At 41.0% G+C, this 11,625-nt stretch carries 11 protein-coding genes and 1 pseudogene; 10 read left to right on the top strand and 2 right to left on the bottom strand.

All coding sequences use genetic code 11. The features are described from left to right. The 9 genes from DRZ93_RS10645 to DRZ93_RS10605 all read left to right on the top strand — a co-directional run bounded on the left by DRZ93_RS10645 (position 1) and on the right by DRZ93_RS10605 (position 9,564). Positions 1-2,151, top strand: coding sequence for a motility associated factor glycosyltransferase family protein (locus DRZ93_RS10645; RefSeq protein ID WP_113746574.1), 2,151 nt, complete (start codon positions 1-3; stop codon positions 2,149-2,151). A gap of 365 nt (positions 2,152-2,516) precedes the next feature. Beyond that, complete coding sequence (locus DRZ93_RS10640; RefSeq protein ID WP_113746573.1) at positions 2,517-3,971, top strand: ISL3 family transposase; 1,455 nt, start codon at positions 2,517-2,519, stop codon at positions 3,969-3,971. A 134-nt stretch (positions 3,972-4,105) separates the two neighbouring features. Then, positions 4,106-4,528, top strand: a complete 423-nt coding sequence (gene flgB, locus DRZ93_RS10635; RefSeq protein ID WP_113743654.1) for a flagellar basal body rod protein FlgB — start codon at positions 4,106-4,108, stop codon at positions 4,526-4,528. 14 nt (positions 4,529-4,542) lie between these two features. Then, a complete protein-coding gene (gene flgC / locus DRZ93_RS10630; RefSeq protein ID WP_113743655.1) occupies positions 4,543-5,001 on the top strand; it encodes a flagellar basal body rod protein FlgC in 459 nt (152 codons plus the stop codon). Positions 5,002-5,169: 168 nt separating this feature from the next. After that, a complete protein-coding gene (locus DRZ93_RS10625; RefSeq protein ID WP_113743656.1) occupies positions 5,170-5,958 on the top strand; it encodes a flagellar hook assembly protein FlgD in 789 nt (262 codons plus the stop codon). A 172-nt stretch (positions 5,959-6,130) separates the two neighbouring features. Beyond that, positions 6,131-6,877 (top strand): flagellar basal body rod protein FlgF, encoded by a 747-nt coding sequence (locus tag DRZ93_RS10620; RefSeq protein ID WP_113743657.1) that lies wholly within the window; start codon positions 6,131-6,133, stop codon positions 6,875-6,877. A 32-nt stretch (positions 6,878-6,909) separates the two neighbouring features. Further along, positions 6,910-7,695 carry a flagellar basal-body rod protein FlgG gene (gene flgG / locus DRZ93_RS10615; RefSeq protein ID WP_113743658.1) on the top strand — a complete coding sequence of 262 codons (786 nt, stop codon included), beginning with the start codon at positions 6,910-6,912 and terminating at the stop codon, positions 7,693-7,695. A gap of 39 nt (positions 7,696-7,734) precedes the next feature. Beyond that, entirely contained in the window at positions 7,735-8,427 is a 693-nt protein-coding gene (locus DRZ93_RS10610; protein WP_113746572.1) for a flagellar basal body L-ring protein FlgH, read from the top strand. Positions 8,428-8,484: 57 nt separating this feature from the next. Beyond that, on the top strand, positions 8,485-9,564 hold the full coding sequence (locus DRZ93_RS10605; RefSeq protein ID WP_113745067.1) for a flagellar basal body P-ring protein FlgI: 1,080 nt from the start codon (positions 8,485-8,487) through the stop codon (positions 9,562-9,564). 118 nt (positions 9,565-9,682) lie between these two features. Here the strand turns inward: DRZ93_RS10605 and DRZ93_RS10600 are convergent, their stop codons facing one another. Both DRZ93_RS10600 and DRZ93_RS10595 read right to left on the bottom strand, forming a co-directional pair. Then, entirely contained in the window at positions 9,683-10,483 is an 801-nt protein-coding gene (locus tag DRZ93_RS10600; protein WP_113746571.1) for an SDR family oxidoreductase, read from the bottom strand. Further along, positions 10,464-11,168, bottom strand: a complete 705-nt coding sequence (locus tag DRZ93_RS10595) for an acylneuraminate cytidylyltransferase family protein (RefSeq protein WP_113746570.1) — start codon at positions 11,166-11,168, stop codon at positions 10,464-10,466. Before DRZ93_RS10595 ends, DRZ93_RS10600 begins: the two co-directional genes overlap by 20 nt. A 196-nt stretch (positions 11,169-11,364) precedes the next feature. Here DRZ93_RS10595 and DRZ93_RS10590 point away from each other — a divergent pair. Next, positions 11,365-11,574: pseudogene (locus DRZ93_RS10590) on the top strand (flagellin N-terminal helical domain-containing protein); the annotation flags it as partial. Between the last annotated feature and the right edge of the window lie 51 nt (positions 11,575-11,625).

Raw genomic sequence — 11,625 nt, 5'->3', positions numbered from 1 at the left:
ATGTTAAAGCAGGTACGATTTTTAAATCAGGATCTTACAGATGGGCTGCTTGCAATGTTTGAGCAGAATATTGAGTTTTTTAAAAGAGCCAATATGCCAGATCTTGCCGCTTTTGAACATTACACTCCCAAAGAGGTTATAAACTTTTTCCATCTGCAAAACGGTGTGGTTAATTTTGAGCATGGCGGGAGTATTTTTTATCCATCAGAAAACCCGCTTGACTATGTACAGAATCAGGTTTTAGAGTATATAGACAATGACAGAGGGCGCTATAGCTACACCAAATACGAAAAAGAGCATGATTTTTACGGGCATATTCATTACCGTTATTTAAATGAGTGCGCCACACTTCTTGAAAACTATCTTAAGGACAATGCCAATGACAAGGACAGAGGCGTTGTAACCATTCCTCACTGTCTGATGCTAGGTATTGGTCTGGGTTATGGGTTAACAGAGCTTATATCAAGTGTTGAGATCTGTCATCTTACCTTGATTGAGCCTGATGATGACATATTTTTTGCCTCACTGTTCTGTCTTGACTATGAGTCAGTGTGCAACTATTTTAAAGACAATAACGTGCGCTTTAATATAATTACACAAAAGAATATTCCTGCAGCTCTTAGCCATATTTACAAAGATTTAAGTTACAATGGCAAATTCCTGTCAGGCTTTAGCAGGGCCTTTGTGCATTACAGCTCAGATAGTATCAAAGCTATTGTGCAGGATCTGCTGAAGTATTTTAAAAATATCTATGCCATGATGGGTTTTTATGATGATCATCTCTTTGGCATAAGTCATGGCATTCACTCAATACAAGAAGGGCGCGGCTATATATTAAATAAAAAAATGAAAAATGCCTCCTCCCTGCCTGTCTTTATAGTAGGCAACGGCCCATCTCTTGACAATGACATTGCCTTTTTGCGCAGAAATCAGGATAAGGCTTTAATTGTAGCAGCAGGCTCTGCTATTGATACTTTATACAGCGCAGGTGTGCAGGTAGATTTTTATGTAGCTATAGAGCGCACCAATGATATTACACAGATTTTAAAACATATTGATCCAGAATATATTGACAAGGTCACCTTGCTTGCAACAGATGTGGTCAATCCTGTAACCTGCCGCTTTTTCAAACAATCGGCTTTGTTTATGAAAAATGATGAGCCATTGTATGAGCTTTTAAGCGCTAATGGTGTAGATTTAAAAGCATTAAGCTCTGTAACCTATGTCAATCCACTAGTTTCAAATCTGGCACTAAGTGCCATGCTCGAGCTTGGCTTTTTGCACATCTATCTTTTTGGCATAGACAATGGCAAGAAAACAGTATATTCATCAGTGCACTCGCAGTACTCCAAAGCTTATGGTGGAGAGTATTACGGACAGATTGAATTTGACAGTGTCTACACACCTGACAGTATGGCAGAGGGTAATTTTGGTGGCATGGTAGAGACCAATTACCTGTATAAAAAGTCTGTATACAACCTTGAAAACACACTAGAGCAATATATCAAAGAGAGCAGGGATATTAGCTGTATCAATTGCTCAGATGGTGCAAAAATTGAGCATACCAAACCTAAAAGAAGCAGTGAGCTTGATTTTAATGCACATAAGGATCTAAATAAAGCTCAGATTATTAAGGACTTTTTAGCAGATAATGTCAAAGTTTTGTCTATAGGCAAGGAGCAGATTGAATCCTTACTTGATGTAAATGGCTTTAATCAGACTGTAGATACACTCTTAAATGTTATAAAGACAGAGGATATTACTGACAGGGCCAGCGCTATCAAGGCTTTGATTGAGCAGAGTCGTACTCTTTATGAGTGCAAACTCTCAGGCTGCAATGTATCACGTCTTTTAGATGGTTCGCTGCAGTATTTCTTTATATGCATGGCTCAGGGTCTCTTTACTATACGCCATGAGAGAGATGCTCTTGAGATTTTCCAGCAGATGCTTGAGCGTTATAAATATTTTCTGTCTGATGCCAAAAAGCTTTATGCCTATATGCCAGATTATATACAAAACGAGCATTTGAAGATTTTAAAGGGTAAATTAGGTTTTGATCATGAAAACTCAAAGGCCCCAGCTACCATTGACAGTTATGAGCTTGACTTTAAAGGCCATGGTTATGACAGCTTCAAAAAGCGCTATGAGTAGATTATAGAGCTTTAAAATATTAAGGGGGGATGTGCCTTGTGCAGATCCCTTTTTTTTATCTGAAATCTTGCAAAAAAGAAGGAAATAAGGGTTCTTCCCTGAAATTGGGGGTTGACCCAAGATCGCAAACGGTATCTATGGTCTTAAGCACAAGAATGCTTAAGACCCGGCCAAATTGTCAATGCAAAAACTGTCCGTCAATGACGAGCCCTTACGGGTTGGCTTTGCCAATCATTGACTGTCAGTCTTTTGCATTTGCTAAAGCTTTATGAAAAATCCCAAAGATTTTTCCCTTGAGATTAATTTTTATATTTCAGATAAAATAAGGGCCCTGACAACAACTTTACCCGACCAAAGGAAAGAATATGACAGAGCCTAGTGCTATTATAATAAATTCCTACACTGCTGCCAATACAGAAACAAATGAAACTTTAATCAAAGCCAGTGCTAATGAATTAATGCACTGTAAGTTTGAACACGGCGTTCTCAATATGTACCCGGGTTGTGTAATGTCTGGTGAGCCTGAAATAGATGCTATGGCAATGACTGTTACCTATCATCTTGGCTATACGCTTTGGAGAGAGGAGCTTGAACAAAATTGCCCACTCTGTGGCTGCCATAAAGTAAATATAAAGGACTGGGGAGAGCGCACAGTAAAAGATTGCACACTAGGACCATTTGCGGTTATTTTAAAGATACGCGTACCTAAGGTCATTTGTTGTGGTTGTGATCATGCCAGGTGGCTAAAGCCAAGCTTTGTCCATCCGCATCATAGGATAACCTTACGCTTATATGGGCAGATACTGCAGCTTCTTGATTTGGGCGAGAGTCATCTAGATTTAAAGAAAATAAGCTCTATCACGGCTGTAGAGGCAGATATTGTCAGGAACATTGATAAGGCAAGGCTTATAGAGATGTTCAAAGATATAAGTCTTGAAGACGTTAGGAACATAGCTATAGACGAGATAAGCGTTAAAAAGCACCATAAGTATATATCAGTCATCATAGATGCCGATACCAGGCGCCTTTTGTATGCTGCCTACGGCAGAAAGAAAGATGATTTAAGGCCATTCTTTGATAGATTAAAAGAGCTTGGACTGCTTGACCAGATTGAAGGTGCAGTAATGGATGGCAACTGCGGATATCAGAATCTAGTCAAAGAGCTCTGCCCTAATGCAAAGATAGTGCTTGATTTATTCCACTGCCTGCAACAGTTTAACAGTGAAGTGGCAGATGCCATAAGGCTTGATAAAATAAAAGATTTACGCAAGGAGCTTGGCGCCATGGACGCCGGCGAGTATCAACAAAAGAAAAGTGAATACAAGAAGCGTATAAAAGATCTTAGACAGAGCAAGTGGCTGACTTACATGGGCTCAGATAAACTCAACACTCTTGAAGAGTCGCAAAAAGATCTTGTAGAAACCCTCAAACAGAATAAGAGCTTGTTTACAATATCAATTTTTGGAGACCATATCAGAGATCTATGGCATAGCGGAGGTACACTTGAGCAGGTTGAAACAGAAATTAAAAACCTGTATTCACAAGCTGAAGCAACAGAAATTCCTTTACTGATAAGGTTCTGTAAGAAGCTAAAAGATTGGAGCTGTTATATTATTCATGCGGCTGCAACTGGCTTAAACACCAGTATTTTAGAGGGATGCAATGCTAAATTCAAAACCATTAAAAGGGTAGCATACGGTTTTAGAGATATAGGGTACTATATATTGAAAATGCATCAGGCTCTGTCTCGAGATAGAAAATCAACACTCAAAGCTGCCGTAGTTTCAGAGCCTGTTGAAAATGTCAACCCCCAAATTTAGGGATGAGTCGAAATAAGCAAATAAGATACTGATTATAAAAGAAAAATAATAAATAAAAATTTGGCATAAAATTTGAAATATATATCAACAGTTAAGATTGCGTTATAAATTTGACGTTTAAAAATGAGGTGTTTATGGCTATTAGCTTTGATAAGGTTTTTGGAATACATCAGCACACCATGCGTGTACGTAATGACAGAGCTGAAGTACTTGCCGGTAATCTTGCAAATGCAGATACCCCGGGCTATAAGGCACGTGATATAGATTTTAATACAGCACTGGTACAGCAGGCTAATCTGCAGTTTGAGCAGGATAAAGCTGCCCCTATGGTTAAAACCAATCAGAGACACATGGATCTGAGCGACCTTGAGAAAGATCCTCTGTTAACCTTAAAGTACAGACTGCCATATCAGGCCGACACCGGTAACGGCAATACTGTTGAGGTTAACTCAGAGCGTATGAATTATATGTCAAACAGCATTGAGTATCAGGCCACAATGCGCTTTTTAAACGGCAAAATTTCCAAGTTAAAGACAGCACTGTCATCAGGTAACTAATTTAGGAGTGTTACATGAGCGTTTTTAGAATTCTTGACATAGCAGGTACTGCTATGAATGCACAGTCAGTAAGATTAAATGCCACAGCATCAAACCTGGCTAATGCCGAGTCAGTAAGCTCCTCAGTTGAGCAGACCTATAAGGCCCGCCGTCCATTATTCTCAGCTGCTATGGATGAGGCTCTTGAGTATCAGAAAAATACAGGTGAAAGAGCTGATCCTGTAACAGGTGAGCCATATGGCATTGGAGTATCATTACGTGGTATTATAGAATCAGATGCTCCTGCTATCGTAGAGTACAGTCCTGATCATCCTCTTGCAGACAAAGATGGTTATATCTACAGACCAAATGTAAACCCTGTAGAGGAAATGGCTGATATGATAAGTGCCAACCGCTCCTATCAGACTGCCGTTCAGGTTGCCGATTCGGCAAAGAAAATGCTGCTGCAGACCCTGCGTCTTGGCGAGAGTTAATAAAAGTGGCAATAATCCTTAGACAAAAAGTGCAGTGCTAAGGATTATTTATTTGATTTTAAACAACTCTACAAAAATATTTAAATCTGGCACACATATTGAATAATTGAGTGTATAGATAGTAATAAGAGGCAAATTCTGCCTTAAAGTAAAGTTCAGAGGTGTACTATGGCTGTATCATTAAACAATCAGAATGGCTTGAATCCTAGCCTATTTAGTTTAAATAATAACAGCAAAGTCAGAACAACATCTGATGATTCAGGTGTGAACTTTGAGGCTATAGGTAAAACTCGCGATTTAGATGCCAGAGCCGTAGCTGAAAAAAGTAAATCACAGGTTTTAAATCAGGAGGACTTTTTAAAGCTCCTGACAACACAGTTGGCCCATCAGGATCCAACTGAGCCAATGGACAACTCACAGATGGTGACACAGATGTCACAGCTGTCCATGGTTGAGGGACTTAACTCTGTAAATACAGGTATGGCAGATATTATTGCAGCTGTATCATCAAGCTCAGCTCTGTCTGCTTCAACTTTAGTGGGTCGTTCAGTACTTGTTGAATCCAAGAAGGCCTTCTTTGATGGTAAGAATGCCGTTACTGCAAAAATTGACGCCGGCAAAGGCTATGGCGATATCAAGATTGTGGTTAAGGATCAGGGCGGTAATATCGTCAGTGAGTACACAGCTCCTGGTGGCAAGGGCAAGATGGACTTCTCATGGGATGGTGTCAAGAAACCGGCTGAAGGCAACAACAAAGCTGAACTATATCCTGCCGGCATGTATACCGTTGAGGCTGTAGGTACCGATCTTGCAACAGGTAAACCAACTGCGCTGCCAGTTTCAGTATATGCAGTAGTAGGTAGCGTAACCTTAGGCAAGACACACGCCGATACTATGTTAAACCTCATTGGTTTTGGCGATGTAGCTCTCAAGGACATCAAGGAAGTAGCCCTGTAATCTCTTTTAAGTTTCCGGCGCCTGTCGCCGGAAATTTGTCATATACTTCATACCTTCTCAAAAAATCTCTAAAATCTTCAAATATTTTCTTATTTATTAATAACTTATTAATTATGGCATGATGTGTGCAAAATATCTCTTGTAAAGATACATTGGTATCTGGAGGGATATTATGGATAAATTATTATGGGTGGCAATGTCTGGTGCAAAGGAAAACTTCCACAGCCTTGCAGTCAGATCAAATAATCTTGCCAATGCAAATACAACAGGTTTTAAGGCAGACTTTGAAAATTCAAGAGCCATGTCTGTATTTGCCAATGCCTATCCTACACGTGCTTTTTCCATGACCGAGCGTCCAGGCTACAACATGGAGGACGGAGCCATTGAATCTACAGGACGTTCTCTTGACGTTGCCATCAAAGGACCTGGTATGTTTGCAGTTGCTGATAAGCAGGGTCAGGAAGCCTATACCCGCTATGGCAGCTTTACCATCAATGCAGATGGTGTATTAAAAACCACAAATGGTCTTGATGTATTAGATGAAGACGGTACACAGATTGTACTGCCTGTTCCGCTTGATGATGTAGCTATCAACGAAGACGGTGTAATCTCAGGACGTCCGCAGGGTGCTGACAGAAACGTTATTGAAATATTCCAGAGATTAAAGCTTGTCAATGAAGATATACGCAATATTGAAAAGGGTTATGACGGACTGTTCCGCAGGACAGACGGCACACAAATTGCTATGGATGAGACTGTGAAGGTTGAAAGTGGTGCCCTTGAGTCCTCAAACGTCAATCCTGTCGAGGAGCTGACCAGTCTTATCAGGATTCAAAGACAGTATGATACCCAGGTCAAGCTGATGGAAACTGCAAGTCAGATGGACCAGACACAGAATAATTTAATGTCTTATGACTAAAAAATGACACATAAGTAAAACAGGAGCTAAATATGATACCGGCATTATGGATTAGTAAAACAGGCCTGGATGCACAGCAGACCAATATATCTGTGACATCCAACAACCTGGCTAACGCCTCAACCATTGGTTTTAAAAAGAGCAGAGCCATCTTTGAGGATCTTTTATATCAAAAGGTTAATCAGCCAGGCGGCAGATCATCTGCTGACACCTTCTTGCCAGAAGGTCTGATGATTGGTGCAGGCTCAAAGGTTGTAGCCACCCAGAAAAACTTCACTCAGGGTGATGTTGATACAACTGACAATTCATTTGACCTTATGATTCAGGGTCGCGGTTTCTTTGAGGTTGAAATGCCAGATGGCACCACAGCCTACACCAGAAACGGTCAGTTCACCAAGAATGATGAAGGTACTATTGTAACAGCCGAAGGTTATCCACTGCTGCCACAGATTCAGGTACCAGAAAATGCCTTAGGACTTACTGTAAGTCAGGATGGTCAGGTTTCTGTAATGCTGCCAGGTCAGCCTCAGGCTCAGGATTTAGGTCAGGTGACAGTAACTGACTTTATCAATCCAGCTGGTTTAGAGCCAGTTGGCGGCAATCTCTATCTTGAGACAGCAGCCTCAGGTGCTCCACAGCAGGGTATTGGCGGTATTGACGGTATGGGTACAATTCGTCAGGGCATGCTTGAGACTTCAAACGTTAAAGTTACCGAAGAGCTTGTCGGTCTAATTCAGGCTCAGCGTGTCTATGAAATGAACTCCAAGGTCTTGACCACCGTTGATGAAATGATGGGTTCACTCATCGCTTCGACCTAATGATTAGTGCAGTTCTGATTTAAAGGTAGGAGAGAGAAAATGAAAGCTGAAAAATTACTTATAATTGCCTTTGCAGGAACTCTTGGTTTAACTGGCTGTTCACTTGACTCTTTTGGTCCACAGCCAGATGATCCGGCTTATGCCCCATCACTGCCTAATGAGGATATAACTAACGCTGTACCTACAGGTTCACTGTTCAATCCGTATTCAAGTAATAATGGCCTGTATACAGATACCAGAGCTCACAAGGTAGGAGATCTTATCAGCGTAATTCTTGATGAGCAGACATCTGCCAGCAAGGGTGCCGGTACCACCTTGAACAAGAACAATGCCATGAATCTTGGTGGCATCAGTATTGGCGGTCATCAGGTGTCTATTCTTGGCAACAAGCCAAGTATTGGCTTAAACAGCTCATCTGATTTTAAAGGTTCATCAAATGCCTCACAGTCCAACAGCCTGTCAGGTCAGATTTCCGTCAGTGTCATCAGGGTGCTCTCAAACGGCAATCTTATGGTGCGCGGCGAAAAATGGCTGATGCTCAACAACGGTAATGAATATGTGAGAGTTACTGGAGTTGTAAGATCAGAGGATGTATCATCAGATAATACTATATCTTCACAGCGCATAGCCAATGCCAGAATTCAGTATGGTGGCACCGGTGACTTTGCAAGCACTCAGGAACGTGGCTGGCTGTCCAAGTTCTTTAACAGCGCTTTAAATATATTCTTCTAATTAAAGGAGAAAATAGTTATGTTTTTTAGAAAGGGATTATCTGCTCTAGTGGCATTCATGGCTCTGGCCATGTGCCTTGTGGCCGCACAGACCGTGCAGGCCGCACGTATCAAGGATCTGACCACAGTTGAAGGTGTAAGACCCAATCAGCTCGTAGGTTATGGCCTTGTCGTAGGTCTTGCCGGTACTGGAGAGAAAAACAACGAATTTTCCGAGCAGAGCTTTCGCTCTATGCTCAACAACTTTGGTATCAAGGTAGGTCCTGATACCAATCTTAAAATCAAGGATGTTGCACCTGTTGTAGTACATGCCGAGCTGCCTCCTTTTGCCAAGCCAGGTCAGATGATTGACGTCACTGTTTCAGCTATTGGTGAGGCATCAAGTCTGCGCGGCGGTTCTTTATTACAGACCGTACTCAAAGGTATTGACGGAAATATTTACGCAGTGGCCCAGGGCTCGTTGGTTGTAGGCGGTCTTGGTGTTGAGGGTGCTGATGGCTCACGTGTCACCGTCAATACTCCGACTGTAGGACGTATTTCCAATGGAGCAATTGTTGAAAGAGAAGTTCCTTCATCTTTCTCAAGCTCTGATGAAATTGTGTTCAATTTAAACCGTCCTGATTTTACCTCTGCAAAAAATGTGGCAGATACCATCAATGAACTGTTTGGTTCAGGCACAGCAGTGGCACAGGATGCTGTATCTGTAAGAGTTGGAGCTCCACGCGATCCGTCCAAACGTGTAGAGTTTTTATCTACCCTTGAAAACCTAGACGTTACTGAAGGTAAGGATCTGGCCAAGATCGTGGTCAACTCCCGTACAGGTACTATTGTTATAGGCAACATGGTTAAATTAAAACCTGTGGCAGTAACTCACGGTGGACTTACCGTAACTGTAAGTGAGGATCCTCAGGTATCTCAGCCAAACCCATTCTCACAGGGTGAGACAACTGTTGTACCAAACTCTTCAATTCAGGTTAATGAAAAACCAGGTAAGATGTTTAAACTCGATACCGGTACCACACTTGATGATTTAGTTCGCGCCATCAATCAGATTGGTCTTGCTCCTGGCGATCTGATGTCTGTGCTCGAGGCTCTAGATCAGGCTGGTGCCATTGAGGGTAAACTGGTAATTATTTAAAAGCTTTCTAAAAACATAACGCAAAAGATCCTGCCTGGCAGGATCTTTTTTTTGATCTGAAAATGCGTATTTAATATTACGCATGGCTAAAGCAGAAATCGCTGCAGTTCAATCTGACCTACCAGGCCGACATTCCTCCATCAACAGCAAGATGCTGTCCTGTGATATACAGTGACAGATCTGAGGCTAAAAAGACAATGGCATTTGCAATATCATCTTCACTGGCCATGCGTCCCAAAGGTACTTTTTTGACATATCTTTCATAAAAGTTTTTATCCTGATTTCTATATACGCCGCCTGGGCTTATGCAGTTGACTCTGACATCAGGAGCAAGCACAGTAGAGAGCCAGCGTGTAACCTGAATAAGGCCTCCCTTGCTTGCAGCATAGGCAATAGGATTACCCATAGAGGTGCCATCGTACAGATGCATGTCAGGACCTAAAAAACCATAAATCGATCCTAAATTGACAATATTTGGATTTTTTGACTTTAGAAGATAGGGCAGGGCATTCTGTATTAAAAATACAGGAGAGGTCAGATTAAGATCAACTGCCTGTCTAAATGTATCAATACTCTGTTTTTCAAATGGTACTGCCCATCCTGTAAGTGAGCTGGTGCCAACAAAAGCAGCATTTAAAATAAGAGAGTTTAGTGAACCAAAATCATTGTATATGCGCTCTCCAAGTGTCCTTATAGTCTCATCTTCACTTAGATTGCAGGTGTAGCCTTTGGCCTTGATGCCATAGCTGTCACTAAGCTCTTTGGCCTTAGCATCAGTATTGTCTGTTATATCTATAAGAGCAACTGAGGCGTTGAGCGAGGCAAAAGCTTTGGCGCTCTGATATCCTATAAAGCCAGCGCCTCCGGTTATAGCAACTACCCTTCCTGTAAAATCAAGATTAACTATATAATTGTCCATCCTCTCTCTCCTTAAACAGAAATTCAGCCACCTTAAAATCGACTATATCATCAATATCTATACACTCTATACCATCTGCTACAACAGCCTTGACCGGACCTTTGAAAATATGATCGTATTTTTGTATAAGATCAGGTGAGCACACATAGGCAACAGTACTTATATTGTAGGCCCCAGGCGCATCCTGTCTTCTTGATACATCACTCTGACACATCAATGTAGCATTGGCACTCTCATCTATTCTTACCATATTAAAATAGGGATTATTATGTGCCTTGCAGCAGGTTAAAATAAGACTGTCTTTATTTTTTTCAAAAAGCTCAAGGCAGTTTAGTACAGTCTTATTGGTTCTAAGCGGCGCAGTGCAAGGCAGTGAGACAAAAGTATCAAAGTTTTTATCAACGCTTTTTACAAATTCAGCTGCATGACGCCAGGCAAGCCGCTCAGGACTGTCATCTGTAGCAAGCTCAGCAGGACGCATAAAAGGTACACTGGCGCCATACTCTTTTGCAACCTGAGCAATTTTCTGCGAGTCAGTTGAAACAATAATATCTTTAAAAATTCCTAGTGCTTTTGCAAATTCTATTGTATGTGCAATTAAAGGCTTGCCACAAAAAGGTCTTATATTTTTATCTACAATGCCTTTAGAGCCACCTCTGGCAAATATAAAACAGTAAACTGACATTTATCTTCCTTAAAATACAGCGATTTATATAATTATCGTCAAATCAATAAAATACTTAAAGTTAAAGATGAAATCTAAATACAGATAGTATTTACGCTTACAAATATTAAAAAGCAAAAAAAGTTAAAGAAAAAAATACAGCGGCCGTTAAGGGTGTATCTATAACAAATGATTTGCTTTTTTTGAGGATAAAATCATGGCCTTATTTGTAAATACCAATGTTTCATCAATCAATGGTCAGCGTAATCTTACCAACGCTACCAACAACTTAAATACCACTTATCAGAGATTATCATCTGGTATGCGTATCAACTCTGCAAAGGACGATGCTGCCGGTCTTCAGATCTCTGATCGTTTAACATCTCAGATCAATGGTTTAAATCAGGGTAACCGTAATACCAATGAATGCTATCAGAAGGAAGCGGTAACCGCTGCATAGTATTTCAGCCCCTCCTGC

Source organism: Anaerobiospirillum thomasii, from assembly GCF_900445255.1.
GTDB classification, from domain to species: Bacteria; Pseudomonadota; Gammaproteobacteria; order Enterobacterales; family Succinivibrionaceae; genus Anaerobiospirillum_A; species Anaerobiospirillum_A thomasii.
This window is presented reverse-complemented; position numbering and strand designations above follow the sequence as displayed.

Coding starts and splice junctions, on each gene's coding strand:
- DRZ93_RS10645 (WP_113746574.1), top strand. CDS start 1: ATGTTAAAGCAGGTACGATTTTTAAATCAGGATCTTACAGATGGGCTG.
- DRZ93_RS10640 (WP_113746573.1), top strand. CDS start 2,517: ATGACAGAGCCTAGTGCTATTATAATAAATTCCTACACTGCTGCCAAT.
- flgB (WP_113743654.1), top strand. CDS start 4,106: ATGGCTATTAGCTTTGATAAGGTTTTTGGAATACATCAGCACACCATG.
- flgC (WP_113743655.1), top strand. CDS start 4,543: ATGAGCGTTTTTAGAATTCTTGACATAGCAGGTACTGCTATGAATGCA.
- DRZ93_RS10625 (WP_113743656.1), top strand. CDS start 5,170: ATGGCTGTATCATTAAACAATCAGAATGGCTTGAATCCTAGCCTATTT.
- DRZ93_RS10620 (WP_113743657.1), top strand. CDS start 6,131: ATGGATAAATTATTATGGGTGGCAATGTCTGGTGCAAAGGAAAACTTC.
- flgG (WP_113743658.1), top strand. CDS start 6,910: ATGATACCGGCATTATGGATTAGTAAAACAGGCCTGGATGCACAGCAG.
- DRZ93_RS10610 (WP_113746572.1), top strand. CDS start 7,735: ATGAAAGCTGAAAAATTACTTATAATTGCCTTTGCAGGAACTCTTGGT.
- DRZ93_RS10605 (WP_113745067.1), top strand. CDS start 8,485: ATGGCTCTGGCCATGTGCCTTGTGGCCGCACAGACCGTGCAGGCCGCA.
- DRZ93_RS10600 (WP_113746571.1), bottom strand. CDS start 10,483: ATGGACAATTATATAGTTAATCTTGATTTTACAGGAAGGGTAGTTGCT.
- DRZ93_RS10595 (WP_113746570.1), bottom strand. CDS start 11,168: ATGTCAGTTTACTGTTTTATATTTGCCAGAGGTGGCTCTAAAGGCATT.